The following is a 25,758-nucleotide window of genomic DNA, read 5'->3' as shown; positions in this document are numbered from 1 at the left end:
GGACGGCGTGCGGCTGAGAAGAGTCAACGTCGACCGGCCCGGGTTCACGCGGCGCAAGCGTGGTACCGGGTTCAGTTATCTCGATGCCGAGGGCAACGTGATCCGCGATGCCGAGGCGATCGAGCGGATCAAAGCGCTCGCGATCCCGCCTGCCTGGCAGGACGTCTGGATCAGCCCGCACCCCAACGGGCACATCCAGGCCGTCGGCAACGACGAGGCCGGCCGGCGGCAGTACCTGTACCACGACGAGTGGCGGACGGCGCAGGACGCGGACAAGTACGAGCGGGTACGCCGCCTGGCGCGCCGCCTGCCCGCATTCCGCCGAGCGGTCGACCGCGATCTGTGTTCGCAGGGGCTCACGCAGCAGCGCGTGCTCGCGGTGGCGCTGCGGATGCTCGACCATGGGGTGTTCCGGACGGGCAACACCCAGTACGCCGAGGAGTACGGCAGCCGTGGTGCGGCGACCCTCCTGCGCGACGACGTCCGAGTCCGCAAAGGGCTGCTGGTCTTCGACTTCACGGCCAAGGGCGGGATCCGGCGGACGCTGGAGCTCGAGGACGCCAAGCTAGTCACGGCGGTCACCGCGCTCAAGCGCAGCCGGCACGAGAGCCCGCATCTGCTGGTCTATCGGGACCGCGACGGCTGGCACGATCTCGATGCCGACCAGATCAACGGGCGCTTCCAGGAGCTGGTCGGCGACGACTACACGGTCAAGGATCTGCGGACCTGGACGGCGACCGTCCATGCGGCCGTCGCGCTGGCGCAGGCCGAACCGCCCGACACCAAGAAGGCCAAGACGGCTGCGGTCAAGCAGATGCTCAGCGAGGTCTCGGGGCATCTGGGCAATACCCCGGCGGTGGCCCGGGCGTCGTACGTCGATCCGCGGGTGATCGCGCAGTACGAGGAAGGGCGGACCATCGCCCGGGCGATCAGCCTGGCGGGGTCGGACAACCTCAACCGGGCTGTGGTGCGGACACAGCTGGAGCGTTCGGTGGCTCGGTTGCTGGGTACCGGGGCTGCAAAATGAGAGGAGAACCACCATGCCCGCAGGGTCGAGCAAGAAGCGTGAGCGGCAGTACGAGCACATCAAGGCCGGGCTGAAGAAGCGTGGTCGCAGTGAGGACACCGCCGAGGAGATCGCCGCGCGCACGGTCAACAAGGAGCGTGCCCGCTCCGGCGAGGCGAAGCAGAAGAGCCGCACGTCGACCGACGACATCTCGTCGAGCCGGCGCGGTGGGCTGCGGTCGCACAGCGGGTCTCAGGGACGTACCAAAGAACAGCTCTACAACGAGGCCAAGCACAAGAACATCAAGGGCCGCTCGAAGATGACGAAGGCCCAGCTGGAGAAGGCCGTAGGAGGCCGCTAGCCCAGGAGGCCGCTGGCGCAGGAAGCCGTTAGCGCAGGAAGCCTCGGAGGCTCCGGACCAGCTCTAGGGGCGCGTTTTCTGCGATGTGGTGGGTCGAGTCGATGCCGTGGCCGACGATCTGCGGGCACCACGGGTGCCAGACCTCGAGTGGGTTGGCGTAGATCTCTTCCATGTCGTCGCGTTCCGACCAGAGCATCATCGTGGGGCAGGTGATCTGGCGGCCGTCCGCGCGGTCCTTCTCGTCGGCCTGGCGATCGATGCCGAGGCCGGCGCGATAGTCCTCGACCATCGCGTGCACGGTGGCCGGGTTGCGGATGGCGGCGAGGAAGTCGGCATGGTTCTCGGGGCCGAGTACGTCGGGGCCGTTCGACGTCCAGGCGTTGTACCAGGTCTCTGGATCGGCGCAGATGACCCGCTCGGCCGGCTTGGCGGTCTGGGCGAAGAACCACCAGTGCCACCACATCGCGGCGAACTTGTCCGTGCACCGCTCCAGCGCCTCGACCACCGGTACGCCGTCCATCACGACCAGCTTGCTGACCCGGTCGGGGTGGTCGAGCGCGGTCCGGTACGCGACGTTCGAACCGCGATCGTGCCCGACGACGGCGAAGCGGTCGTGGCCGAGTGAAGTCATCAGCTGTACGACGTCACCCGCCATCGCCCTCTTCGAGTACTGCGTATGCGCGTCGTCCGCGGCCGGCTTGTCCGACTGGCCGTAGCCGCGCAGATCGGGGCAGACCACGGTGAAATCAGCGGCCAGGGCAGGAGCGACCTGGTACCACGTGGTGTGCGTCCGCGGATGCCCGTGGAGCAAGACCACGGCGGGTCCCGACCCGCCGTGGCGGACCCGGAGGGTCACTTCGCCGACGGTGACCCGGTCGAGTTGGAAACCGTCGAACATGTCAGCTCGCCACCTTCGAAGCAGCGGTCTGCCAGCGGTCCAGGAGCTGATGGGCGAAGAGGTTGTCGAGGGCCAGGCAGCAGGTGGCGCCGAAGAGGATGTCGGGGATGGCGTCGGGGTGGTCCGAGGCGTAGCTGTCGCACAGGTCGTGGGCGGCGATCTGTTCGTGGACCGCGTCGGCCTCGATGTGCTCGGTGAAGTACCGGGCGGCAGCAGAGTCGGCGCCCAGGCGGGTTGCGCCGGCGGCGTACCGGCGGTTGGGGAGGGTTGAGGTCATCTCCAGGGCGGCCAGGTGGCCGAGCAGCGCACCGGTCCAGCGACGGTGGAGGGCGAAGTAGGACATGAGGTTCGACAGGGCGAGGGTGACGGCTGGTACGTCGGGGACGTAGCGGCCGTAGGTGTCGTCGAGGTCCAGCCAGCGCATCGTCGTACGGAAGAGTTCGGCGTGCATCCGGTCGGGGCGGCCGCCGCCGTACTCGTCGGCCTGGATCTCCACCAGGGCGGCCTTTGCGGGGCCGTCGAGGCGGGGGATGCCGAAGCTGTGCGGGTCGGCCTCCTTGAGTTGGTAGATCGACCGGTTCAGGACGAACTCCCGGAACTCCTCGAGCCCGGCGTGGCGCTGGAGGTACCCGGCCAGCGACGGGCCGTCGTCGTTGTCGATCAGCTCTCGCAACAGCTGCGAAGGCTTGCCGTCGACTGGGCGCCAGTACGTGGCCTGCAGCCAGCCGGACCAGCAATGCTCGAGCTTGGCGCGGAAGCCGAGTACGTGCGGGTTCCACTCCGCTTCCGGATCGACCTCGTCGAAACCCCGGTAGTGGAGTTCGTAGCAGCACCACAGCGCCAGTTGCAGATCCTCGTCCGCCCAGGGCCGGCCGTCCTCGCCGATCGGCGGGGCCGCAGTGAGCGAGCGGTCACGCAAACCGACGATCAGCCAGTTGCTGAGCGGTCCGCGGGGTGGGGGTAGGCGCATCAGGGGTTCTCCTTCGGTGTGACGCTGGGTACCGGTACCCCGTGCATAACTTTGATACCGCCGAGATCCAGGCGTACGAGGACGGACCGTTGATTGTCAGGGGCAACTTCGAGCTCCGCGACGAGAACGGCGAGCTGATCGACCCCGGCCGCGGCACCATCGCGTTGTGCCGCTGCGGGAAGTCGGCCTTGAAGCCGCTGTGCGACGGGACGCATACGCTGATCAGGAAGCGTCGATAGGAGCAGACCCGTGGAGAAGTTCGCCGGAGCGGAGGAGTGGGTGCCTGCGCGCGGCGGGCTGCCCAAGCTGGCTGCTGGGCTGAAGGACTGCCGCGGCTGCGATCTGTGGGAGGACGCGGAGCAGGTCGTCCCAGGCGACGGGCCCGCGAAGGCCCGGATGATGCTCGTCGGCGAGCAGCCGGGCGATGTCGAGGACAAGGAAGGCCAGGTGTTCGTCGGGCCGGCCGGGCGGTTGCTCGACAAGGCGCTGGCGGCGGCCGGGATCGAGCGGGACGCCGTCTATCTCACCAATGCGGTGAAGCATTTCCGGTTCGAGCGCAAAGGAAAGCGGCGGATCCACAAGACACCGGCCGCCGGGCACATCACGGCCTGCGCGCCCTGGCTGACGCGCGAGTTGCAGATCGTCAAGCCGGAGCTGGTGGTCGTGCTCGGTGCGGTTGCCGCCCGGGCGTTGCTGGGCAGCGGATTCAAGGTGACCGAGCGCCGGGGTGAGGCGGTCGAGTTGGCGGACGGGACCGCCGCGATGGCGACGGTCCACCCGTCCGCTGTCGTACGTTCCGAGGAGTACCGCCGCGACTTCGCCCTCTTCGTCGACGACCTCCGCAAGGCGGCCGGGCTACTTTCCTGAGCGGCGCAGTTCGGGCAGGACCTCGTCGCGGTACAGCTTCATCATGTCGATGGAGTGCGGGCCCATGTTCGCCACGTAGATCTCGTCGAAGCCGGCCTCGACGTACGGCTTGAACGCCTCGAGATGATCGTCCGCCTTCGGGCCGGCCGCCACCGACTTGGCCGTCTGCTCCTTGGTGACGAGTTCGCTGGCCTGCTCGAAATGCCGCGGCGACGGCAGAACCTGGGCCAGCTCACCCGGCACCCCGGAATTCCGCCAGATCCGATGCGCCTGCTCGACGCCCTCGTCCACCGTCGGCGCATAGCTCACCTTGAAGCCCGCCTGGGCCGGCTTGTCCCCGCCGCCGTTGGCGCGGTACCGCTCCAGCAACTCCTTGTCCGGACTGGTCGTGATGTACCCATCGGCGATCCGCGCCGCGACATCGGTCGCCTCGGGCCCGAACCCGGACATGTAGATCGGCAGGGGTGAGTCCGGCCGGGTGTAGATCCGCGCGGTGTCGACCGTGTAGTGCTTCCCGTGATGATTGACGAAGCCGTCCTCGGTCCACAGCCGCCGGATGATCTCGACAGCCTCCTCGAGCATCTCCAGCCGCACGTCGACGGTCGGCCAGGCGTCGCCGAAGATGTGCTCGTTGAGCGCCTCGCCGGTACCGATGCCGAGCCGGAAGCGTCCGTTCAGCAGTACCGCGCTGGTCGCCGCCGCCTGGGCGATGACCGCGGGATGGATCCGTACGGTCGGGCAGGTGACCGCCGTCGTCACCGGCAGCTCGCACACCTGTGAGACCGCGCCGATCGTCGACCACACGAACGCGCTCTGCCCCTGCTCGTCGTTCCACGGATGGAAATGGTCACTGATCCACAGGCCGTCGAAGCCGGACTCCTCGGCCAGCCGCGCCTGTTCGATCAACTGCGCCGGGGTGTACTCCTCGCTGGACAGGAAGTACCCGATCTTCACGTCACGCCTCCAAGGTCTCGTCGGTACCTCCCCGGTGCCCCGCCGCATTCATCTGCACGCATACCGGTGGGTACTGATTGCGCATGCGGCGAGTCATCGGGTGGTTCGGGATTGGTTGCCTGGTCATCGCGTTCGCGCTCGGTTGTGGCGACCCGGACCGGCAGCTGCGCTCGGAAGGCGCCCGGGCGGCCCGCGAGGCGGCGTCGGCGGCCGGTACCGCGGAACTGGCCGGTCAGTCGTTCCTCGATCACAAGCTCTGGTCGCAACCGGCCGGCCAGTTGGTCAGCGAGGCCGAGGAGGCGCTGGGAAAGGCCAGCAGCACTTTCGACCAGCAGCAGCCCACGACCCGGGCCTCCCGCAAGACCTATGACGAGGTGTCCAAGACGCTGGACGATGCCGCGGGCAACGTCACCGATCTGCGGATCGCACTCGACAACGGTGATGTCGACGGCGTGGCCGAGCTGGTGAAGGAGCTGGCCGGCACCACCGAGGGGTTGCGCAAGCTGGGGGAGACGGCGAAGTGAAGAAGGTCTTCGCCGTCACGCTCGGCATCCTGACCGCGATCGGCGGCTTCGTCGACATCGGTGACCTGGTCACCAACGCGCTGGTCGGGGCGCGGTTCGGGATGCGGCTCAGCTGGGTCGTGGTCCTCGGCGTGATCGGCATCTGCCTGTACGCCGACATGTCCGGCCGGGTCGTCGCGGTGTCCGGCCGTCCGGTGTTCGACCTGATCCGGGAACGGCTCGGCCGGCGTACCGGGCTGGTCACGCTCGTCGCGTCGTTCCTTGTCACCCTGCTGACCCTGATCGCGGAGATCGGCGGCGTCGCGCTGGCCTTCGAGCTGGCGAGCGGGGTCAACTACCTGCTCTGGGTGCCGCTCGCCGCGTTCGCGGTCTGGCTGGTCATCTGGCGGGTGAAGTTCTCCAAGCTGGAGACGGTGTTCGGGCTGATGGGGCTGCTGCTGATCATCTTCGCCGTCGCGCTCTGGAAGCTCGGCCCGGACTGGGGTCAGCTGGTACACCAGGCGACGAATCCGCACCCGATCGGCCACGAGACCTGGGCGACCTACGCGTACTACGCGATCGCACTGTTCGGCGCGGCGATGACGCCGTACGAGGTGTTCTTCTTCTCCTCCGGTGGCGTGGAGGAGAAATGGACCAAGCGCGATCTGGCCACCGAGCGGTCGAACGTCTTCATCGGCTTCCCGCTCGGCGGGCTGCTGTCGCTGGCGATCGCCGGGTGCGCGGCGGTGCTGTATCTGCCGGTCGGGATCCACGTGGAGACGCTCGGCCAGGTGACCCTGCCGGTGGCCGTTGCCTTCGGCAAGCTCGGGCTGGCGATCGTGCTGATCGGGGTGTTCGCGGCGACCTTCGGGGCAGCGCTGGAGACGTCGCTGTCGTGTGGATACACGATCGCGCAGTACTTCGGCTGGCAGTGGGGCAAGTTCGTCCGGCCCCGGCAGGCGTCGCGTTTCCATCTGGTGATGATCATCTGCTTGCTGCTGGCGATCCTGACCCTGATGACGATGGTGGATCCGGTCCTCGTCACGGAGTACTCCGTGGTGTTCGCGGCGATGGCGCTGCCGCTGACCTATCTGCCGATCCTGATCATCGCCAACGATCCCGACTACATGCGCGACGAGGTCAACGGCCGGGTGCGGAACTTCCTCGGGCTGATCTATCTCGGCTTGTTGCTGGTGGCATCGATCGCGGCGATTCCGCTGATGATCGTCACGAAAGCGGGGCGGTGACCCATGGCGGGCAAGGTGTTGCATGCGCAGTTGCACCTACTGGATCGGCAGCTGATCGACCAGGCGACCGGGGAGTTGCTGGGCAAGGTCGACGATGTCGAGCTGGATCTCGAGGCCGGCCCGCCGGTCGTGTCGGCGTTGATCTCGGGGCGGGTGCGGATTCCCGCGGTCGAGGTGATGGAGGTCGGTACCGCGGTCAGGATCGTGCGCGGCGAGTTGGACCTCACGCGTGGCGACGACTGGGTCGAGCGCCATGTCATCGACAAGATCCCTGGAGCCGGCGATGCGCCTGAATGAATTACTCGGCCGGAGCGTGGTCGACCGCCATGGCGAGCGGATCGGTGGGGTAGCCGATGTCCGGCTGGTTCAGGACGGGCCGCTTCCCGCGGGTGGTAGTCAGGCCGCGCTGAGGGTGGACGGCCTGATCGTCGTCGAGCGGCGGGTCACGCAGCTGTTCGGATACGAGCGGCACGTCGGACCGGCGTTGCTGCGGGCGATCGTGCACAGCAGGCTGGGCGAGGTCTGGTACCTGCCGTGGGAAGACGTCGCGCGGATCACCGATGAGTCGGTCGAGTGCGCGAACGGCCGCGCCGAGCTGGCACGGCTCGAGGCCCGGTACTAGTCAGTGCGGGAGCTTGCGGGTGTCGATGAGTTGCTGGGCGACGTCGCGGAGTTTGGTGTTGGTGTCTTGGGAGTAGCGCTTGAGGATGGCGAAGGCGCGGTCGCCGTCGACGTCGAAGCGTTCCATCAGGATGCCCATGGCCTGGCCGACCAGTTTCCGGGCGTCGACGGCCTGCGCCATCGTTTCCTCGTGGCGGGCCGAGGCGACGGCGACGGAGGCGTGCCGGGCGAGGATGTGCGCGATCGCCTCGTCGTCGGCGGTGAAGGCGTCGGGCTGAGCGGAGTACAGGCCTAGTACGCCGACGGTCGCGCGGGTCGAGTCGCCGGTGGACAGCGGGACGTCGAGCACGCTGCGGACCCCCAGCTTGGCGACCTTCTCAGCCCATTTCGGCCAGCGGTCGTCGGTATGGGTGTCGCGGATCATGACCGGCGTGCCGTTCCGCAAGGTGCTGATCAGCGGGCCGGTCTCACTGTCTATCTGAAGGCTGTAGACCTCCGCGACCATCGAATCGGTGACCGCGGCGACCTCTGGAGCGCCCCGGCCTGCAAGTACCACCCCGGCATGGCTGAGGTTCAGCGCCTGCAGGGCGAACTCGACGACGGCGTCGACCGTCTCCTCGACACCAGGCGCATCATGCAACTCGACGGCGAGCCGAGCGAACATGTCCGCCGCCGCGCGTGCTCCGTCGTCCGGGGAGTACTCCATGCCGAAAATTATGCCAACAGCCTCAGTGAATGGCGCCGGACATGCGGTTGAGCATCTCGGTCAGCAGCTCCTCGCCGGTCCCGAAGTTCAGCCGGACGAAGCTGGTCGCGGCCGGGTCGTAGCTGCGCCCCGGGCTGAGGGCGACCTTGGAGTGCTCGAGGAAGAAGCCGGCCGGGTCGTCGCCGAGGCCGGCGCCGGCGCAGTCGAGCCAGGCGACATAAGTGGCCTGGGGCGGCGTCCAGGTGATCCCTGCCGGGAGGCGGTCGCTGATCAACGCGCGGTTGCGATCGAGTTGGCGCAGTACGTCGTCGAGCCACTCGTCGCCGTCGGTGAAGGCGGCCTCGGCGGCGAGTACGCCGAGGATGCCGACCTGGTCGTTGGTGAACGGGAGGCGCTCCACGAGATCCTGCGCGCGGTCCGACGCGGTCACCAGGAACGCGGTCTTGAGGCCGGCCAGATTGAAGGCCTTCGACGCCGAGGTCAACGAGATGCCGCAGGACCGGGCCGCGTCGGAGACCTCGAGCCAGGGTTGGTGTTTCGCGCCCGGCAGGACCAGCGGAGCGTGGATCTCGTCGGCGAGCACCCAGGCGCCGTACCGCGCGCAGAGCTCGGCGATCTGAGCGAGCTCCGACCGTGGGAGAACCCGGCCGGTGGGGTTGTGCGGGTTCGGCAGGATCAGCACGTCCAACCCGTCTTGCAGCCGCGTGGAGAGCGCTTCGAGGTCGAACGAGCCGTCCGCGAGCAGCGGGATCGAGACCAGCGAGAAGCCGGCCGCCGGGAGCTGCTGGAAGAACGGCGGATAGGTCGCGGTGGCGAATCCGATCGACCCGCCCGGAGCGATCAGCCGGCAGAGCTCGATGATGCCGACCATCACGTCCGGTACAAGCGTCAGCCGGTCGGGGTCGACCGTCCAGTCCAGTCGCCGCTGGGCGAACCCGGCGAACGCAGTACCGAGTGAGGACGGCGCTCCGGAGGTGTAGCCGAGGTCGTGGCGGGCGATCGCGTCCAGCAGTACGGAGGTGATCGGCTCGGCCAGCTCGAAGTCCATCTCCGCGACCGTCGCCGCGATCACCCCGTCCCCGTGCCCGAACCACTTCTCACTCCGCCGCCGCTGCAACTCTTCCAGTCCCGGTACCTGTGGCATGTACCGACGGTATGCGGGTACCGGGGCAACCAACTGCAATCAGGAGGTACTGCGATGAGCACGGACCCCATCCCGCCCATCACCCCCGTCGGTCCGGGGAGTGACCCGAACGAGAATCCGGACCTGGTCGACCCCGGGACGGAGAACCCGGATATCGGCATCCGTCCCGGCGACGACAGTCCGCTGTCGATCCCGCAGCCGACGCCCGACGAGGATCTACTGTCCTCGTAGGGTGTCGTTCCTCGGGGTGTAGCGGAAGTAGTGCGGGTCGGTGAAGGAGCCGGGGACCTTGCCGAGGCTCCTGATCACCGTGGCGGTGCCGTTGACGTGGGCCATCGAGTAGAGGGTGGCCGACCGGGTGTCGCGGTCGATGCCGAGGATCAGTGTGCCGGTCCCGCACGGTGCGGCGATCAACTGCTCGAAGACCTGCCAGGTCGAGGTGCGCAAGGTGGTGCCGTACGTCGACATCGGGTAGGTGCCGAAGACCATCACCGTCATCAGCCGGCCCGCCCGGTTGTTGAGCAGGAAGACGTCGTAGCTGAACTCGCGGGCGATCAGCGTCATCGACTTGGCCGCGCTGAGACCGCCGATGCCGCCGGTACCGTGCCAGCCGGTCTCGTCCAGTGTCCAGCGCTTGAGGAAGCCGCTCGTGTCCTGGGCGTAGAGCGTGGTCCGCCTGGGCTCGAGCGGGTCCACCGGGTTGTGGATCGATTCGTCGATCCAGCGGAACCCGGACCAGCCGCCCCCGATCCGGCTCTCCGCCACCGGATGCGCCGGGTCGACCTGACCATTGGCGAGCGTGGAGTACGCCGTTGAGTACAAGGCGTTTCCGTGCACCGTCATACCGGACCTAGCGGCCCCGGTCCCAGTCGGGATGTTCCGGAAGGTGCTGATGTGCTGGACAGCGCCCGGCTGATACACACCGGACGTGGTGGTCACCGCGCCGACGGAGACGGGCGTCGAGGCGGTGATCGTGCGGGCGGTCTGGGCTCCGGCCGTGGTGACCGAACCGAGGTTGAGTGAGCAAGTGGCGGCGGCGTCGGCAGGTGTGACGGTGGAGCAGAGCGCGAAGGTCAGTACTGCGGCCCCCGCCAGGCTGATGGTCTTGGTGCGCATGATGGATCCCCTCCCAGGTTCCACGAGAGCTCCCGTGTGGCCCTCGTCACATTAGAAGCCGCTCGCGCCCCGGAAGTTCACTTCAACCGGCTCAACGTTCCGTCGGCCTGTACTGCGATCGTCGTGTGCAGCGTGCCGACGGTCAGATCGATCAGGTACGTCGACCCCGTCGTGCGGGTCGTGTAGCTGACCTGCTCCTTCGAGCCGGCCGGGACGATCAGCGACAGGATCGTCGCCGACCGGCCGTCGCGGTGGAAGGCGACCGCCGGAGCGGGCAGCTTCTGCGTCGCCTTCGGGAAGTGCCAGCCCTGGACCGGGTCGTCCTCGCCCTGCTCGACGGTGATCGCGTCGCCCGGAAGGTCAACGTTATAAGGGATCTGCAGCAGGACGGTCTTGACCTTGTCGCCCGGCTTCTGGGCGACCGCGGTGGTCGGCGAAGTGACCTTGACCTGCTGCCCTTCGGCCAGGTGCCACAGGGTCTTGAAGGATTGGTCGTTCCCGGCGGTCGCGCGGTCCAGCGTGACGATCACGTCGGGGTCCTTGAGCACCAGGACCGTGCGGTTGCGCGTCATCCCCGGCGCAGGCTCGTCGGCGAGCTCGTAGAACTCCGACGCCGGCTGGATCGCCGACCGGACGAGCTTGGTCTCGACCCGGTGGCCTTCCATGTCGGGGCTGGTCAGCACGTTGTGCGCGGCCTGGCTGTGCACCCAGTCGCGCCACTTGTCCCGCTGGTACCCGGAGTGCCCGCCGTCGATCAGGATCTGCCGCCCGTGCGAGGTATAGGTCAGCGACATGTGGTCGTCGTGCCCGTGCAACGTCGGCGCCGGCCCGAACCTCAGGCTGTAGGTCGATTCGAGCGCGAGCGGCCGCTTCTCGCCCCACCCGGTGTGCCCGAAGATGTAGCCGGCGTCGTAGATCCCGACCCGCTCGGCCGGCCGGTGACCGGGCATCTTCAGCGCGTCGATCACCTCGGAGTCACCGAGCTGGTGGAGCTTGCCGAGCGAGTCGGTGGCCATCACGAGCCACCTCGCGAGCGCCGCGCGACGCGTGTTGATGTTGGACCCCGGGTCGGCGCCGCATTCTTTCAGGGCCTTCGCCGCCCGTCCCCAGAGCGAGTAGTTGAACTGCGCGTACCCCGTTGACTGCTCGTTGGTCGACCCCTGCTCGTCGATCGCCTCGGTGATCGCCCGGGCCAGCCGGCGCTGGGCCAGCTCCTTCAACGGTTCGCGGTTGAGCGTGCAGCCGATCCCGAACATCGCGATGCTCTCGTCGGTGCCGTGGTTACCCGGTCCGCCGAAGTTGATCTCCATGAACCGGGCGTGGTCCAGCAGAGCCTTGTCCAGCCAGGCGTAGCTCGCCGGCAAGGTCTTCACCTTGAGCCCGGACAGGATGGCCTGCCGGGTGCAGATCAGCACGTTGGTGCGGTGCATCGTCGCCTCGTGCGCGCCGACATCGACCTTCCAGTCGTACGGGTTGTCGTTCACCCAGTCGTGGATGATCGTCGTCACCCGCGCCATCGCCGCCTTGTCACCCTTGCCTGCGGCCTTGATGCCCTGGCCGAGCCAGCGCAGCGAGTGCAGCCACATGTACCAACTGGGCTGGTTGTACGGGTTGGAACGCCAGTTGATGTCGCCCTTGCCGTTGCCCACCTGGTACGCCGGATAGACGCTCCACTTGAACTTGTCCTGGTAGAGCCCGGACAACGGGTTGGGAGTCTCGACTCCGCTGAATCCCGGGCAGGTGTACTTGTCGGCAGGCGGCCGCGCCACCTGGCCGGGCTTCGGCGGGGTGCTGATCCGGGTCGCGGTCGGGATCGCCTTCGTGCCGACCTTCACGTCGTCGCGCGGCGTGAAGGACCGCTGCGGCGAGATGATCACCGTCATCAGCGCGATCACCAGCACGACGATCCCTGCCGTCAGGAACGGCAGCCACTGCCGCCGAAGCAGGGGTCGCAGATGGAGCTGCCGTCCGGGCAACATGTCGTCCTCACTTATCGCGCTCTCGGGCCTTGACAATTCAGGTCTAGACCGGTATTGAGGGCGGGCGTTGCCCCGGAAAGGTCTGCTGTGGTTTCGAGCCGATGACGGGTGGCTCTACCCCTATAGATGTCCGGCAGGGGTGAAAATGTTGGCTCCGATCGGTCACGAAACAAAAAAGAACCGCCACCCGGATCGGGTGGCGGTTCTTTTGGATCGGTGCCTGATGCAATTACCTGCTGAAGCCGGCGGTCAGGCCGCTGAGCAGCTGGCGGCGGCCGAGGGCGTACAGGATGACGATCGGCAGAGTGGTCAGGACGACCGAGGCGAGGACGGCCGGGACGTTCACGGAGTACTGGCCCTGGAAGGTCCACAGGGCGAGTGGAAGGGTGCGCTTCTCCGGGCTCTGGGTCAGGATCAGCGGCAGCAGGAAGCCGTTCCAGACGCCGAGGCCGTTGTAGATGCTGACCGTCACGAGCGCGGGCCGGGTCAGCGGCAGCGCGAGGGTGCGGAGCATGCCCCACTCGGTCGCGCCGTCGACCCGCATCGACTCGAACAGCTCCTTGGGTACGTCGCGGATGAAGTTCGTAAGCACCAGGACCGACAGCGGGATCGAGAACGCGATCGACGGCAGGATGATCGCCAGCAGGCTGTCGTACAGATGCATCTTGATGATCAGCAGGTAGACCGGGATGATCGTCGCCTGCAGCGGGATCGCCAGGCCCATCAGGAACAGCCCGTTGACACCGGCCAGGAAACGGCTGCCGGCGCCCCGGACGATCGCGTACGCCGCCATGAAGGCGATCGCGACCGCGGGCAGGATCGTGCCGGCCGTGACGATCACGCTGTTCACGAAGTACCGCGGGAAGTCGGACTCGATCACCAGCTTGTAGTTCTCGGTGGTCGGGTCGGCCGGCAGCGCGAACGGGTTCTGGGTGAAGAAGCCGGCCTGGTCCTTGAAGCTGGTGACGACGATCCAGTACAGCGGGATCAGCACGATCACCAGCCACAGCCAGCCCGCAGCGCCGCCGAGCCAGTTCCGTCGGATCAACCGCATCTCACGCCCCTTCCTGCTGGCTGGCCGTCGTGCTGCCGCCGAGTCTGCGCAGCAGCAGGGCGAGCGCGAGGCCGATCAGCACGAGCAGCACCGCGATCACGCTGGCCGGCCCCATCAGGTTCGCCTGGAAGCCGCGCTTGTACATGTCCAGCGCGAGCACCCGGGTGGCATCACCAGGGCCGCCCGCGGTGAGCACGAAGATCAGGTCGAAGAAGGTCAGCGAACCGACCACCATCAGCGTCGACGAGGTGATGATCGTGTACTTGAGCTGGGGCAGCGTGATGGAGAAGAACTGCCGGACCCGGCCCGCGCCGTCGATCGAGGCGGCCTCGTACATGGTGGTCGGGATCTGCCGGACGCCGCCTTGGTAGATCAGCGAGTGGAACGGGATGAACTGCCAGGAGACGACGAAGATCACCACGCCGATCGCGAGGTTGGACTTGCCCAGCCAGTCCTGGGCGAGGAAGTCGAGGTGCAGGCCGGCGCCGAGGCCGAAGTTCGGGTCGAGCAACGCCTTGTAGGTGATGGCGATCGCGGCCGAGCTGAGCAGTAGCGGGACGAAGTACAGGACCGCGAGCAGGGCGCGGTAGCGCTGGCGGCCGGCCAGGAAGACGCCGAGCAACAGGCTCATCGGCGTCTGCACCGCCCAGGACAAGATCATGATCTCGAACGTCACGAACAGCGAGTGCGGTAGCGCCGGATCGCTCAGAACCGAACGCCAGTTGGAGATCCCGGCGGTATGGATGGCGCCGAGGCCGTCCCACTGGGCGAAGCTGAGCAGCAGCACCCCGATCAGTGGGACGACCCCGAACACCGTGAAGATCGCGAGGGCGGGGAGGGCCATCCACGCGACCGAACCGCTCCGGCCGGCCTGCGAGGTCGTCCGCCCGGCGACCAAGGCGTCGGTCGGAGCGGCAGCCGTCACTTGCCGATCACCCCGTTCATGCTGTCCGCGAACTGCTGCGGCGAGATCGACAGCTGGAAGAGCTTGGCGATGTTGTCGAGCAGCGTCTCGGCCGCGGCCGGGCTGAGCGCCTGGTCCCAGGACTGGGCGAAGTTCTTCGCGTTCGCCGCGGTGTCGTAGACGAAGTTGAGCCACTCGGAGTCGTTCTTGTCCGTGATCGAGGAGAGCTTGTCCTTCGCGCTCTTCACGACCGGGATGCTGCCGGACTTCACCCAGGCGTCGACGGTGGCGTCGTCGAGGGTGTTGTTGGCGATGAACTTCTTCGCGATGTCCTTGTCGGCCTGGCTCGCCTTGGACGAGATCGACATGTACTGACCCGGGTTGCCGACGGTGTCGCTCGGGTCGCCCTTGCCACCCTCGTACGGCGGGAAGTTCATGTAGCCGAGGTGGCCGCCGGTGACGAAGTCCTTGCCGGAGGCCTTCATGCCGCCGTAGGTCCAGGCGCCGTGCAGCATCATCGCGGCCTTGCCGGTGTAGAGCAGGGCCTGGTCGGCGTTGGAGTCGGCGGTGATGGACGAGAAGCCCTTGATGAAGCCGTTCGCCTTGATCAGGTTCTGCATCTCCTCCAGCGCCTTCAGCGCGGACGGGTCGGACCAGCCGTCGGCCTTGCCGTCGAAGATGTTCTGGAAGACCTCGGCGCCGCCGATCCGGTCGAACAGGAACTCCAGCCACATCATGTTGGTCCAGCGCGACTGCCCGCCGAGCGAGAACGGCGCGATGCCCTTCTCGTTGAACTTGGGCACCAGCGCCATGATGTCCTGCCACGACTTCGGCGGCTCGGCGCCGATCCGCTCGAAGGCGCGCTTGTCGTAGAACAGCACGATCGGCGTCACGGTCTCACCAGGTACCGCGTAGATCTTGCCGTTGACGGTCGCCGCGGTGAAGGCGGACGGGAAGATCGACTCCTTCAGCGCGGCCTGGTCCTTGTTGAGCCAGTCGGTCAGGTCCTCGACCTGGCCCGCTTCGACATACGCCTTCAAACCGCCGCCGCCCCAGCCCCAGATCAGCGTCGGGCCCTGGCCGGCCCCGATGGCGGTCTTGATCTTCTGCTTGAACGCGTCGTTCTGGAACTCGGTGGTCTTGATCTTGGTGTCCGGGTTCGCGTCGTTGAACCGTTTGACCTGCGCCTCGCGGATCGCCTGCTGGGGCTGACCGGTGAGGAACCAGTAGGTCGCGCCGGAACCGGTCGCGCCCGCTTCGGAGGAGCTGCCAGAGCTCTTGGGGCCGGAGGTGCCGCACGCCGAGAGTCCGGCCGCTATCGCGGCGCTGCCGGCGGTCAGGCGAAGGAAGTTGCGCCGTGAGGTCGTCATGTTTCGTAACGTAGATTTCGGGAGTATTGCTGTCAAGACCTTGAATACGCTGCATTTGTGGGTGAGATTAAGCGTTATGAACGGGTCTGCAGTGTCGAAACATTTCGAAAACCGAGAGTGGCGCGATCTCAGTCTTCCGGCTGAGAAGCGGGCCGAGTTGTTGCTGCAGGCGATGACGCTGGCGGAGAAGGTCGGTCAGCTCGGCAGTCGCTGGGTCGGCAACGACATGGCGGAGACCGAGAAGCCGGCCGAAGAGCAGCTCAACGTCGCGCCGATGCAGGACGTCTTCACCGCGGGCGGATCCGTCCCGCTGGCGGAGGCGAGCCGGCACGGCCTCGGTCACCTCACCCGGGTCTGGGGCAGCGTTCCGCTCTCCGTCTACGAGGGCAAGGCGGAGCTGCTTCGCCAGCATCGCGTGGTGCTCGACCGGTCGCGGCTCGGCGTACCGGCGTTGGTGCATGAGGAGTGTTTGACCGGGTTCACGACCTATGGGGCGACCGTTTATCCGACGGCGCTGGCTTGGGGTGCGACGTTCGATCCCGCGCTGGTGGAGCGGATGGCGGCGGCGATCGGGCGGGACATGGCCGCGGCCGGTGTGCATCAAGGGTTGTCGCCGGTGCTCGATGTCGTGCGCGACTATCGGTGGGGCCGGGTCGAGGAGACGTTGGGCGAAGACCCTTATCTGGTAGGGATGTTGGGATCGGCGTATGTGCGCGGGCTGCAGAGCTCCGGGGTGATCGCGACCCTGAAACACTTCGCCGGGTACTCCGCCTCGCGGGCCGGGCGCAACCATGGGCCGGTGTCGATCGGGCGGCGGGAGCTGCTCGACGTCATCCTCCCGACCTTCGAAATGGCGCTCGCCTCGGCCGAGGCCGGCTCGGTGATGACCTCGTACGCCGATCTGGACGGCCTGCCGGCTGGAGCCGACTCGTGGCTGTTCACGCAGGTGTTGCGCGACGAGTGGGGTTTCGCGGGGACCGTGGTGTCGGACTACTGGGCCGTGCCGTTCCTGGCCAGCATGCATCGGGTGGCGGCGACGCCTGAGGACGCCGGGGCGCTGGCGCTTGCCGCGGGCACCGATGTCGAGTTGCCGGACACGATCGGGTTCGGCGCGGGGCTGATCGAGCGCGTTGAATCGGGGGAGCTCTCGGAGGAGCTGATCGATCGGGCTGCTCGTCGAGTCCTGCTGCAGAAGGTGCAGTTGGGACTGCTCGATCCTTCGTGGACACCGGAGGGCTCGGTTGGTTCTTGTGATTTCGACTCGGCCGAGAATCGCGCGCTGGCGTTGGAGATCGCCGAGCGGTCGGTGGTTCTGCTCGACGCAGGTACGGCGCTGCCGCTGGATCGCCTTGCGCCGCGGCGGGTCGCGGTGGTCGGACCGTGCGCGGGTGATCCGCGGACGTTCATGGGGTGTTACGCGTTCCCGAATCACGTGTTGCCGCGCTATCCGGAGCGCGGGATGGGGATCTCGGTGCCGACGCTTTTCGATGCCTTGAGCAACGAGATCACCGGATGCGTCTACGAGCAGGGGAGCGCTGTGCTCGGGGACGATCGGTCCGGGTTCGCGGCGGCGGTCGAGGCTGCGCGCGAGGCGGACGTGGTGATCGCTTGTGTCGGGGACCTGTCCGGGCTCTTCGGGCAGGGATCGTCTGGTGAAGGGTGCGATGCGGAGGATCTGCGGCTGCCCGGCGTACAGGCTGAGCTGGTCGATGCCTTGCTCGAGACCGGTACGCCGGTAGTCGTGGTGGTCGTGTCTGGACGGCCTTACGCGTTGGGTGAGATCGCAGGGCGAGCTGCTGGGTTGGTGCAGGCGTTCTTTCCTGGGCAGGAAGGTGGGGCCGCGATCGCCGGGGTGCTGAGCGGGCGGGTGGTGCCTGGCGGGAAGTTGCCGGTGCAGATTCCGCGGCATGTGGGCGGACAGCCGGGCACGTACTTGCAGCCGGCGCTCGGGAGTGTGGAGAGCGCGGGCATCAGCGGGCTGGAGGCTGTGCCGCTGTATCCGTTCGGGTACGGCTCGTCGTACACGACCTTCGAGGTCTCCGGGTTGGAGCTCAGCGCGGAAGAGATCGCCACGGACGGCTCGTTTGTCGCGACGGTGAAGGTGCGCAACACAGGCGCGCGGCGGGGTGATGAAGTGGTGCAGCTCTACTTGCATGACGTGGTGGCGCAGGTGGCTCGGCCGTTGAAGTTGCTGACCGGGTTCGCGCGGGTGTCGCTGGATCCGGGCGAGGTGGTGGAGGTGGCGTTCGAGGTGGACGCGGACCGGACGGCTTACAGTGGGGCAGATCTGCGCCGCATCGTCGAGGCGGGCGAGCTCGAAGTACTGGTGGGGACCTCGTCGGCCGATCTGCCGTGCCGCGCTGCCGTGCGGGTCGTTGGTGAGACGCGCGTGGTGGGCCACGATCGTACGATGGTCACCCCTGTTGTGGTGAGGAGGAACGCTTGAGCGGTCGGGTCACGCTGGCCACCGTCGCCGCCACTGCTGGAGTGTCGGTCGCGACGGTCTCCAAGGTGCTCAACGGGCGCAGCGATGTGTCCGAGTCGACGCGTGCCCGGGTGCAGGAGCTGCTCCGCGAGCACGAGTACATCGGGCGCCGGCCGGAGCAGGTCGAGCGGATCACCGTCGAGTTGTTCTACCAGGGGTTTCTCAACAGCTACTCGGTCGAGGTGATCCAGGGGGTCGTCGAGGCCGGCCAGGCGGCCGATGTGGACGTCGTCGTGGGGTCGCATCCGCACGCGAACCGGAGTAGCGGGCGGGCGGCTCCCTGGATCCGGGAGTTGACGGCGACCGGGCGGCGGGCGGCGATCGGGATCACCTGCGAGCTGACCGACGCGGACCTGGCGGCGTTGTCGCGGGCTCGGCTGCCGTTGGTGGTCGTCGATCCGATCAGCATCGCGCAGCCTGATGTGACGAGTGTGGGCTCGACGAACTTCGCGGGTGGGATGGCGGCGACGCAGCATCTGTTGTCGCTGGGGCATCGGCGGATCGCCTATCTGGGTGGGCCGCCCAGTTCGGGCTGCAACCAGGCGCGGCTGAACGGGTTCCGGGGCGCGATGGAGGCGGCGGGGGTCCCGGTGCCGAAGGACTATGTGTGGCTTCGCGAGTTCCTGTACGAGGACGGGCTGGCGGGTGGGGCCGATCTGCTCGATCTGCCGGAGCCGCCGACGGCGATCTTCGCCGGGAGCGACGAGACCGCGCTGGGTGTGATGGAGGCGGCTCGGGCTCGTGGGCTGCGGGTACCTGAAGACCTCAGTGTGATCGGGTTCGATGACACACAGGTGGCGCGGCTCGCGTCCCCGCAGTTGACGACCATCCGGCAGCCGCTGCGCGAGATGGGCGCGGTCGCGCTTCGTACTGCGCTGCAGTTGGCCGCCGGCGAGAAGGTGGATTCCCACCACGTGGAGCTGGCGACCCGTTTGATCGTCCGAGACTCAACTGCTGAGTTGGCTCGCGTTCCTGTTAGCTGACCTCTCGTGGGGTCGCGCCCGGTCCTGGGCGGAAGGCGACCTCGCGAGGAGTTGGCGTGTGGCCGCCCTCGCAGCGGAGGACTACCTCCACCTTTTCGCCGCAGCCGCGGTGTTCGGGGAGCAGGGGTGGGCCGGCCTCCATGGGGAGGTACTGGTCGCCCCACTGGACCAGGGCGACCATCACCGGGTAGAGGTCGAGGCCTGCCTGGGTGAGGCGGTATTCGTAGCGTTCGCGCTGGCCGGGGATGCGGTAGGCCTCGCGGCGGAGCAGGCCGCGGTCGATCAGGGCGGTCAGCCGGTCGGTGAGGACCTGGCGGGGGATGTTGGCGCGGGCGCGGATGTCCTCGAACCGGCGGACCCCGACGAACACCTCCCGCAGGACGTGGAACGTCCACTTCTCGCCGAGGATCTCCATCGTGCGGGAGATCGTGCAGTTCTCGGTCGACCAGTGCATGGCCTCCGGTACCGCCGCCTGAGTGCTCATGAAACCCAGGCTACGTCTACTTGACAGACTCAGCCAACCCGATGGAAGCTGAATCCGTGAATCAGACTCAGGTGGTCGAGGCGGATCAGCTCGTACTCCGGCGAGCCGGCGACGCCGACGTGGAGTCGCTGTCGGGGATGCTCGACGGCATGCCCGATTTCAGCCTGTACATGCGATTCCAGACGGCGATCGGCAAGCCGCCGCGGCCGGCGCTGGTGCAGCAACTGGTCTGCCCGAACGGCGCGGCCTGGGTCGCTGAGCGCGACCGCGAGGTGGTCGGCCACGCGATGTGGGCGTGGGTCAACGGCACCACCGTCCCGACGGCCGAGCTGGCCTTGATCGTCGCGGAACCGGAGCAGCGGCGCGGCCTCGGCGTACGGATGCTGACCGAAGCCGCCCACGACGCCATCACCTCAGGCGCGGCTCAGTTCGTCGTCATGGTCAGCGCCATGAACGACAGGGTCCTGAGGATGGTCCGCCGCCGCTGGCCGACCGCGGCCACCCACCGGGAGGGCGCTTTGCTCAACTTCACCATCCCCGCTGCGGACTTCTTCGCCGCCGTGAACTAGGAGAAGTGCGTGACGACGCGCTCGATCGGGACGCCGTCGATCGCGAGGTCGACCTTCTCGTTGTAGAAGGCGATCAGGCCGGCGATGGGTTGCAGGGCGAGGGTGGGGAAGTCGTAGGTCCAGGCGAGGTCCTGGTGGAGGGTCTCGCCGGAGCGGACGGACCAGTAGCCGGTGGTCCTGCCTTTGTACGGGCAGGCGGTTTCGGTGTCGGACCATTCCAGGTGGGTGAAGTCGACCTCGGTGCGATTGAAGTAGTACCGGGTCGGAAGGCCGGTCTCGAAGACCATCACGGTCGACGACGAGTCGGCCAGCACCAGGCCGTCGAGCGAGACCTGTACGTGGCGGGTCGAGCGCAGGGAGTCGACCCGGGTGTACGGGTTGCGGGGGTGGACGAAGACCTGCTCGTCCTCCTCGAACCACGCGTCCAGGGATGCCCACTCGAAGCGGACCATGCCGGTCAGCCCGCTCATCGCGTCGTCGCCGTAGACGCGGGCGGCGGCGGGGCGGTGGATGTCGCCGACCTGGAGGGCGTGGCGTCTCGCAGTACCGCGCTTCAGTTTCTGTGGGTGGTCCTCGTCGACGAGGACACCGGGAGCGACGTCGGCGAGCGGGATGTAGTACTGCGGGTAGTTGGGCCATTCCCAGAGGTAAACGGCTCGGGTGGTGTCCAGTACGACCTGGGAGCCGAGCATTGCCCGGATCCGGCGTGGTACCGGCTCGATGTGGTCCGTTTCGGCGATCGACGCGGGATAGTCAGGCATATGGTCAAGCTAACCCGGGACGGAGAGGAATGAGCTGATGTCTGCCGCACTCGCACCGCATGGTTTGCACCACGTAACCGCCATCGCGGAGGATCCGCAACGCAACGTCGATTTCTACACGTCGGTGCTCGGCCTGCGGCTGGTGAAGCAGACCGTCAACTTCGACGCCCCCGACCGGTACCACCTGTACTACGGGGACGAGTCCGGCAACCCCTCCACGCTGCTCACGTTCTTCGCCTGGCCCGGCGCCGAATCCGGTCAGCAGGGCACGGGGATGACGACGGCGACGGCGTTCAGCATTCCGCCGGAGGCGCTCGGCTGGTGGCAGAAGCGGCTCAAGGAACTCGGCGTCGATGCGGACGACCCGGTCGCGCGGTCCGACGAGGAGGTACTCCGGTTCCGCGACCCCGATGGGTTGGTGATCGAGCTGGTCGCGTCGGACGGCGATACGCGGTCGGGGTGGGACGGGGCTGCCGCCGTACCGGCTGACAGTGCTGTTCGAGGGTTGTACTCGGTGACGATGACCGAGGCCGAGCTGGAGCCGACCGAGCAGATGCTGGCCGGGATGCTCGGGATGGAGTACGGGCACAACACGTCGGACCGCACGCGGCTGGTGATGGGTGGCGGCCAGCAGGGGACTGCCGTGGATGTCCTGCCCAGCAAGGAGTCTCGCGGGTTCCAGGCGGCTGGGACTGTGCATCACATCGCGTTCCGGGCGCCGGATCAGGAGACGCAGGCGCAGTGGCGGCTGCAGTTGCTGGAGGCCGGGATCCACGTGACGGAGATCCTCGATCGGCAGTACTTCACGTCGATCTACTTCCGCGAGCCGGGCGGGGTGTTGCTGGAGATCGCCACCGATCAGCCCGGCTTCACCGTGGACGAGCCGCTGCTGGAGCTGGGGCAGCACCTCAAGCTGCCGCCGTGGCTCGAGCCGAATCGCGAGCAGATCCAGAACTCGCTGCCGGCGCTCCGGCTGCCGGCCGCTCCGATCGATGAGTGACCGGCCGCACGTCTGGCTGCCGGGGGCCGGTACGCCGCCGTTACTGCTCCTGCACTCCACCGGGGGCAACGAGGAGCAACTGTTGCCGTTGCGGGCTCAGCTGTCGCCGTCGTCGCCGGTGCTGTCGCCGCGAGGGACCGTGCTGGAGCACGGGATGCCGCGCTTCTTCCGGCGCTTCGAGGAGGGCGTCTTCGACGAGGACGACCTGCGGGCGCGGGCCGATGAGCTGGCCGAGTTTCTGACCGAGTCGGAGGGGACGTACGGCGTACCGGCGGGGTCCTGGCTTGCTGTCGGCTTCTCCAACGGCGCCAACATGGCCTCTGCCCTGCTCCTTCGCCATCCGGAGTCGCTCGCTGGCGCGGTACTGATGGGCGCGATGGTGCCCTTCGCGGATACCGGGCCGTCGGACCACAGTCTGAAGGGCAAGCGGGTGCTGATCGTCAACGGCGACCGCGACCCGATGGCGACGGCCGGACAGACCCAGACTCTCGCCGGCAATCTCAGGCTGAAAGACGCTGACGTCGAGGTGCGGGGGTTCGCGGGTGGGCACACCATTGATCCCCGGCAGATGCCGGGGATCAAAGAGTGGATCAGCCTTGGCGAGCCTTGAGGTGGGGGCTCTTGCGGTTGATGACGTAGACCCTCTTACCGCGCTTGACCACCTGGGCGCCGGGTTTCGACTTGAGCGAACGTAGAGACCTTCGAACCTTCATGATCTTCGCAACAGGGATCAGGGGGTGGACATTCCCTACTGGTGGATGTGCTGCACCCAGTCGGCCGGTACTGCGCCCTGCGGGCCGGGCGCCGGCTGGTCGACCGGGTGGTTCACCGGGGGCGCGAGCTCGGGGCCCTCGACGATCTCCTCGGTGGTGTAGTTCCAGAACCAGTCCTCGCCCGGCTCGAAGGACTGGATGATCGGGTGGCCCGTCTCGGCGGCATGCGCGCTGGCGTGCTGTTCGGGCGAGCTGTCGCAGCAGCCGATGTGCCCGCACTCGGCGCAGCGGCGCAGGTGGAACCACCAGCCGCCGCCGTCGGTGCACTCGACACAGCCCGGCCCCGAAGGCGCGACCTCGGGCCGGATCCCGGCGTCGTTCGTCATCCTGAATATCCTTCCGTCGGTGACTCGCAGGACCAAGCCTTGCACAGCCGCCGTCGGCTTGATAATGACAAATAGACTGCCTATTTCTGCGGTCAGCTGCCGGGGACGGTGAGCAGGTCGGTGAAGACCGAGTCGAGGGCCATCCGGGCCGCGCCGAGGGCGACCGAGTCGGCGCCCATCGTCGAGGTGACCACCTCGAGCGGGACCAGGGTCAGCTTGGCCAGTTCGCGCCGGAACGGCTCGGCGATGATCGCGCCGCCGCGGGACATACCGCCGCCCAGGACGACGACCTCGGGGTCGACGGCCAGTGCGAGGACGGCCGCGCCGCGCGCCAGTACCTCGGCGAACTCGATCAGCACGGCCAGACTCTCGGGATCCTGCAGGGCGGCTGACGCGATCACGAACTCACCTTCGCGGCCCGCGGAAGCTCCGGCTTCGGCAGCGAGCGCGGCTCCGCGGGCATGCAGCCGGTCGACCGCAGCCTCCCAGCCGAGCATCGGCAGGGCCCCTATTTCACCGGCGGCGCCGTGCCGGCCCTGGTGGACCTGCCCATCGATCAGTACGCCGGCGCCCGCGCGATGTCCGGCGAACATGTAGACGATGTCCCGGTGCTCCTGCGCCGCACCCTTCCAGTGCTCGGCCAGCGCGGCGAGCTTCACGTCGTTGGCCACCGCGACGGGCTTGCCGAGCCCATCGGACAAGGCCTTCGCGACATCGACCTCGGTGAATCCAGGCAGTGAGTACGGCGCCAGCCCCGATCCGACCGGGCCGACCCGTACGTCGGAGACGCCCTCGGCCGCCCGAAGCGTTCCGGTGATGCCGCAGCCGATGCCGGTGATCGCGGTGGGCTCCAGCTCGGCGTCGGTCCAGCAAGCCCTCGTCGTGTCGATCGCCGCCTGCAGCCGCTCGGTCGCGGCCAGATCCGGATCCAGCTCGACTCGCCGGCTGGCCAGGGTGTTGCCGCGTAGATCGGTGACGACGGCCATCGCCTTGTGGGCCCCGATGTCGATGCCGCTGACATAGCCGGACTCCGCCCGGAACCTGAAGTGCCGAGCAGGACGGCCGGCGCTGCGGCCGGTCGCCGTCCGAGGTGGTGCCGTCTCCTCGACGCGTCCCTCGGTGAGCAACTCGGCGAGCAGGTCCTCGGCGGTCGGGCGGGAGACGCCGACCACCACCCGGAGCTCGCGCAGGGTCAGGCTGGGCGCGTTCACGAAGGCGCTCAGGGCCGCGGAGAGGTTGAGTCTGCGCAGCAACGACGAGTCGCCCAGCCGTCCGCCCGCTCTGGTGTCTTGACTCATCCGAGATCTCGTCCTTATGCTCACGGCGTCGATATTGCTAACTGACTTGCTTATTGTATCTGCTGGCCCGGAGGTCCGCTCATGGCAGCACGGTGGAACAAGGCGGTCGCCGTGGCGACCCTTCTGACAGTAGCGCTCGCCGGTTGTACGAGTGGCGGCAAGGCGAAGGAGAGCGCGGCGGGCGGCGACGTCGAGCTGACCATGCTCACCTTCGAGACGCCGAACCTGCCGGCCGCGCTGTGGGACTCCGCGATCGCCCGGGTCTCGCAGAAGGTGCCGGGCGTCAAGATCAAGAAGCTCGTCACGCCGAACATCGACCGGACGACGTACGCGAAACAGCTCGCCAGCTCGGGCCAGCTGCCGGACATCATGCTCGCGGTCAACCCGCAGGGCTTCGCCGAGGGCGGCCAGCTGGCGGACTTCAGCAAGGATGAGCTGAAGGACTTCGCCAGCCCCGAGTCGGGAGCGATCAAGGGCAAGGTCTACCAGCTGCCGACGAACGCGCAGCCGCAGTCGCTGCTCTACTACAACAAGGCCGACTTCACGAAGGCCGGTATCACCGCACCGCCGAAGACGTGGACCGAACTCCTCACGGCCTGCGCCAAGCTGAAGGCGGCCGGTATCACCCCGATCGCCGTCGGCGGTGGCGGGCAGGACACCTTCGCCAGCATGTACACCTGGGTCGGCACGGTCGGTACCGATGTCTACCTGAGCGATCCGGGGTTCTCGAAGGAGATCACCGACGGGTCGAAGACGTTCGACGATCCGCTGTTCGTGAAGGCGACCGGCAAGGTCGCGCAGCTGGCCGAGCTCGGCTACCTGGATCCGAAGGGCACCAGCCGGTCGTACGCCGATCACGAGAAGGCCTTCCGGACCGGGTCGGCGGCGATGTACCCGATGGGGTCGTGGTTCGCGACGTCGGCCGACAACGACAAGCCGAAGTTCGCCGTCGGGGTGTTCGCCTGGCCGTCCGACGACGGCAAGGCGGTGGTACCGACGCTGACCGGTGGCGGGCTGAGTGTCAGCGCGAAGGCGGACGACGTCGAGCTGGCGAAGAAGTTCGCGCTCGAGTGGACCAAGGACAAGGAGACGTCGGACGCCTTCACCAAGGCCGACGGCACCTTCCACACGGTCGCCGGCTACCAGCCGCCGGCCGACATGGGACCGCTGTTCCAGCAGACGCTGGCGATCTACAACCAGGCGGTCAAGGACAAGACGGTGACCCCGGCACTCTCGATCGAGCAGGGAGACAACGGGTTGCCGGCCGATCTGACCGTGCCGGTCCAGCAACTCGCCGTCGAGCTGCTGACCGGCAAGTCGGACGCGCACACGGTGATCACCAAGCTCGACAAGGAATACGCCGCACTCAAGTGAGAGGC

The 25,758-nt window shown here is 67.6% G+C and carries 30 protein-coding genes; 15 read left to right on the top strand and 15 right to left on the bottom strand.

Annotated features, from left to right (window positions below):
• Window positions 1-7: 7 nt before the first annotated feature.
• On the top strand, window positions 8-1,027 hold the full coding sequence (locus ABD116_RS15490) for a DNA topoisomerase IB (protein WP_343969510.1): 1,020 nt from the start codon (window positions 8-10) through the stop codon (window positions 1,025-1,027).
• A 13-nt stretch (window positions 1,028-1,040) separates the two neighbouring features.
• Window positions 1,041-1,367, top strand: coding sequence for a plasmid stabilization protein (locus tag ABD116_RS15485; protein ID WP_343969508.1), 327 nt, complete (start codon window positions 1,041-1,043; stop codon window positions 1,365-1,367).
• 28 nt (window positions 1,368-1,395) lie between these two features.
• Here the strand turns inward: ABD116_RS15485 and ABD116_RS15480 are convergent, their stop codons facing one another.
• A complete protein-coding gene (locus tag ABD116_RS15480; RefSeq protein WP_343969505.1) occupies window positions 1,396-2,265 on the bottom strand; it encodes an alpha/beta fold hydrolase in 870 nt (289 codons plus the stop codon).
• A 1-nt stretch (window position 2,266) separates the two neighbouring features.
• Entirely contained in the window at window positions 2,267-3,235 is a 969-nt protein-coding gene (locus tag ABD116_RS15475) for an iron-containing redox enzyme family protein (protein ID WP_343969502.1), read from the bottom strand.
• 41 nt (window positions 3,236-3,276) lie between these two features.
• On the opposite strand from ABD116_RS15475, the gene ABD116_RS15470 reads away from it, so the two are divergent.
• Both ABD116_RS15470 and ABD116_RS15465 read left to right on the top strand, forming a co-directional pair.
• Window positions 3,277-3,474, top strand: coding sequence for a CDGSH iron-sulfur domain-containing protein (locus ABD116_RS15470; RefSeq protein WP_343969499.1), 198 nt, complete (start codon window positions 3,277-3,279; stop codon window positions 3,472-3,474).
• Between the two features lie 10 nt (window positions 3,475-3,484).
• Entirely contained in the window at window positions 3,485-4,102 is a 618-nt protein-coding gene (locus tag ABD116_RS15465; RefSeq protein WP_343969496.1) for a UdgX family uracil-DNA binding protein, read from the top strand.
• Here ABD116_RS15465 and ABD116_RS15460 read toward each other — a convergent pair.
• Entirely contained in the window at window positions 4,091-5,056 is a 966-nt protein-coding gene (locus tag ABD116_RS15460; RefSeq protein ID WP_343969493.1) for a TIGR03557 family F420-dependent LLM class oxidoreductase, read from the bottom strand. The genes ABD116_RS15465 and ABD116_RS15460 overlap by 12 nt on opposite strands.
• 83 nt (window positions 5,057-5,139) lie before the next feature.
• Here ABD116_RS15460 and ABD116_RS15455 point away from each other — a divergent pair, with 83 nt between their 5' ends.
• Genes ABD116_RS15455 through ABD116_RS15440 form a run of 4 tightly spaced genes read left to right on the top strand, consistent with a single transcriptional unit; the run spans window position 5,140 to window position 7,428 of the window.
• Window positions 5,140-5,580, top strand: coding sequence for a hypothetical protein (locus ABD116_RS15455; RefSeq protein WP_343969490.1), 441 nt, complete (start codon window positions 5,140-5,142; stop codon window positions 5,578-5,580).
• Window positions 5,577-6,806 carry an NRAMP family divalent metal transporter gene (locus ABD116_RS15450; RefSeq protein ID WP_343969487.1) on the top strand — a complete coding sequence of 410 codons (1,230 nt, stop codon included), beginning with the start codon at window positions 5,577-5,579 and terminating at the stop codon, window positions 6,804-6,806. The genes ABD116_RS15455 and ABD116_RS15450 overlap by 4 nt, the downstream gene beginning before the upstream one ends.
• A gap of 3 nt (window positions 6,807-6,809) precedes the next feature.
• Window positions 6,810-7,103, top strand: a complete 294-nt coding sequence (locus ABD116_RS15445) for a hypothetical protein (RefSeq protein ID WP_343969484.1) — start codon at window positions 6,810-6,812, stop codon at window positions 7,101-7,103.
• Window positions 7,090-7,428, top strand: coding sequence for a hypothetical protein (locus ABD116_RS15440; RefSeq protein WP_343969481.1), 339 nt, complete (start codon window positions 7,090-7,092; stop codon window positions 7,426-7,428). Before ABD116_RS15445 ends, ABD116_RS15440 begins: the two co-directional genes overlap by 14 nt.
• On the opposite strand, the gene ABD116_RS15435 is transcribed toward ABD116_RS15440, so the two are convergent.
• Both ABD116_RS15435 and ABD116_RS15430 read right to left on the bottom strand, forming a co-directional pair.
• The gene (locus tag ABD116_RS15435; protein WP_343969478.1) at window positions 7,429-8,133 is read right to left on the bottom strand and encodes a GAF and ANTAR domain-containing protein; all 705 of its coding nucleotides are present in this window, start codon (window positions 8,131-8,133) and stop codon (window positions 7,429-7,431) included. It lies immediately after the preceding gene.
• A 22-nt stretch (window positions 8,134-8,155) separates the two neighbouring features.
• Window positions 8,156-9,277 carry a MalY/PatB family protein gene (locus tag ABD116_RS15430; protein ID WP_343969475.1) on the bottom strand — a complete coding sequence of 374 codons (1,122 nt, stop codon included), beginning with the start codon at window positions 9,275-9,277 and terminating at the stop codon, window positions 8,156-8,158.
• Window positions 9,278-9,331: 54 nt separating this feature from the next.
• Between ABD116_RS15430 and ABD116_RS15425 the strand changes: the two genes are divergently transcribed.
• The gene (locus ABD116_RS15425; protein ID WP_343969472.1) at window positions 9,332-9,508 is read left to right on the top strand and encodes a hypothetical protein; all 177 of its coding nucleotides are present in this window, start codon (window positions 9,332-9,334) and stop codon (window positions 9,506-9,508) included.
• On the opposite strand, the gene ABD116_RS15420 is transcribed toward ABD116_RS15425, so the two are convergent.
• From ABD116_RS15420 to ABD116_RS15400, 5 genes are all read right to left on the bottom strand, one after another.
• Window positions 9,494-10,393, bottom strand: coding sequence for a hypothetical protein (locus tag ABD116_RS15420; RefSeq protein WP_343969469.1), 900 nt, complete (start codon window positions 10,391-10,393; stop codon window positions 9,494-9,496). The two genes, ABD116_RS15425 and ABD116_RS15420, sit on opposite strands and share 15 nt — an antisense overlap.
• A gap of 77 nt (window positions 10,394-10,470) precedes the next feature.
• Entirely contained in the window at window positions 10,471-12,372 is a 1,902-nt protein-coding gene (locus ABD116_RS15415) for a heparinase II/III domain-containing protein (RefSeq protein WP_343969466.1), read from the bottom strand.
• A gap of 229 nt (window positions 12,373-12,601) precedes the next feature.
• Complete coding sequence (locus ABD116_RS15410; RefSeq protein ID WP_343969463.1) at window positions 12,602-13,426, bottom strand: carbohydrate ABC transporter permease; 825 nt, start codon at window positions 13,424-13,426, stop codon at window positions 12,602-12,604.
• Window position 13,427: 1 nt separating this feature from the next.
• Window positions 13,428-14,351 carry a carbohydrate ABC transporter permease gene (locus ABD116_RS15405; RefSeq protein WP_343969460.1) on the bottom strand — a complete coding sequence of 308 codons (924 nt, stop codon included), beginning with the start codon at window positions 14,349-14,351 and terminating at the stop codon, window positions 13,428-13,430.
• The gene (locus ABD116_RS15400) at window positions 14,348-15,700 is read right to left on the bottom strand and encodes an extracellular solute-binding protein (RefSeq protein WP_343969457.1); all 1,353 of its coding nucleotides are present in this window, start codon (window positions 15,698-15,700) and stop codon (window positions 14,348-14,350) included. Before ABD116_RS15400 ends, ABD116_RS15405 begins: the two co-directional genes overlap by 4 nt.
• 76 nt (window positions 15,701-15,776) lie before the next feature.
• Between ABD116_RS15400 and ABD116_RS15395 the strand changes: the two genes are divergently transcribed.
• Both ABD116_RS15395 and ABD116_RS15390 read left to right on the top strand, forming a co-directional pair.
• Entirely contained in the window at window positions 15,777-18,146 is a 2,370-nt protein-coding gene (locus ABD116_RS15395; protein ID WP_343969454.1) for a glycoside hydrolase family 3 N-terminal domain-containing protein, read from the top strand.
• Window positions 18,143-19,168: a LacI family DNA-binding transcriptional regulator gene (locus tag ABD116_RS15390; protein ID WP_343969451.1), complete on the top strand. Its 1,026-nt coding sequence runs from the start codon at window positions 18,143-18,145 to the stop codon at window positions 19,166-19,168. The genes ABD116_RS15395 and ABD116_RS15390 overlap by 4 nt, the downstream gene beginning before the upstream one ends.
• On the opposite strand, the gene ABD116_RS15385 is transcribed toward ABD116_RS15390, so the two are convergent.
• The gene (locus ABD116_RS15385) at window positions 19,161-19,652 is read right to left on the bottom strand and encodes a winged helix-turn-helix transcriptional regulator (protein WP_343969448.1); all 492 of its coding nucleotides are present in this window, start codon (window positions 19,650-19,652) and stop codon (window positions 19,161-19,163) included. The genes ABD116_RS15390 and ABD116_RS15385 overlap by 8 nt on opposite strands.
• Before the next feature lie 56 nt (window positions 19,653-19,708).
• Here ABD116_RS15385 and ABD116_RS15380 point away from each other — a divergent pair, with 56 nt between their 5' ends.
• Complete coding sequence (locus ABD116_RS15380; protein ID WP_343969445.1) at window positions 19,709-20,221, top strand: GNAT family N-acetyltransferase; 513 nt, start codon at window positions 19,709-19,711, stop codon at window positions 20,219-20,221.
• Here ABD116_RS15380 and ABD116_RS15375 read toward each other — a convergent pair.
• Window positions 20,218-20,982: a DUF427 domain-containing protein gene (locus ABD116_RS15375; RefSeq protein ID WP_343969442.1), complete on the bottom strand. Its 765-nt coding sequence runs from the start codon at window positions 20,980-20,982 to the stop codon at window positions 20,218-20,220. The two genes, ABD116_RS15380 and ABD116_RS15375, sit on opposite strands and share 4 nt — an antisense overlap.
• Window positions 20,983-21,019: 37 nt before the next feature.
• On the opposite strand from ABD116_RS15375, the gene ABD116_RS15370 reads away from it, so the two are divergent.
• Both ABD116_RS15370 and ABD116_RS15365 read left to right on the top strand, forming a co-directional pair.
• Window positions 21,020-21,982 carry a ring-cleaving dioxygenase gene (locus tag ABD116_RS15370; protein ID WP_343969439.1) on the top strand — a complete coding sequence of 321 codons (963 nt, stop codon included), beginning with the start codon at window positions 21,020-21,022 and terminating at the stop codon, window positions 21,980-21,982.
• The gene (locus ABD116_RS15365) at window positions 21,975-22,592 is read left to right on the top strand and encodes an alpha/beta hydrolase (protein ID WP_343969436.1); all 618 of its coding nucleotides are present in this window, start codon (window positions 21,975-21,977) and stop codon (window positions 22,590-22,592) included. The genes ABD116_RS15370 and ABD116_RS15365 overlap by 8 nt, the downstream gene beginning before the upstream one ends.
• On the opposite strand, the gene ABD116_RS15360 is transcribed toward ABD116_RS15365, so the two are convergent.
• The 3 genes from ABD116_RS15360 to ABD116_RS15350 form a co-directional block, all read right to left on the bottom strand.
• Complete coding sequence (locus ABD116_RS15360) at window positions 22,573-22,695, bottom strand: ribosomal protein bL36 (protein ID WP_343969433.1); 123 nt, start codon at window positions 22,693-22,695, stop codon at window positions 22,573-22,575. The genes ABD116_RS15365 and ABD116_RS15360 overlap by 20 nt on opposite strands.
• Window positions 22,696-22,730: 35 nt before the next feature.
• Complete coding sequence (locus ABD116_RS15355; RefSeq protein WP_343969430.1) at window positions 22,731-23,081, bottom strand: UBP-type zinc finger domain-containing protein; 351 nt, start codon at window positions 23,079-23,081, stop codon at window positions 22,731-22,733.
• 92 nt (window positions 23,082-23,173) lie between these two features.
• On the bottom strand, window positions 23,174-24,379 hold the full coding sequence (locus ABD116_RS15350; RefSeq protein ID WP_343969427.1) for an ROK family protein: 1,206 nt from the start codon (window positions 24,377-24,379) through the stop codon (window positions 23,174-23,176).
• An 81-nt stretch (window positions 24,380-24,460) separates the two neighbouring features.
• On the opposite strand from ABD116_RS15350, the gene ABD116_RS15345 reads away from it, so the two are divergent.
• Window positions 24,461-25,753: an ABC transporter substrate-binding protein gene (locus tag ABD116_RS15345; RefSeq protein WP_343969424.1), complete on the top strand. Its 1,293-nt coding sequence runs from the start codon at window positions 24,461-24,463 to the stop codon at window positions 25,751-25,753.
• Window positions 25,754-25,758: the final 5 nt, after the last annotated feature.

This window comes from Kribbella koreensis, from assembly GCF_039525325.1.
GTDB lineage: Bacteria > Actinomycetota > Actinomycetes > Propionibacteriales > Kribbellaceae > Kribbella > Kribbella koreensis.
Note: the sequence above shows the minus strand (reverse complement) of the source record. Positions and strands in the feature narration are given on the sequence as shown.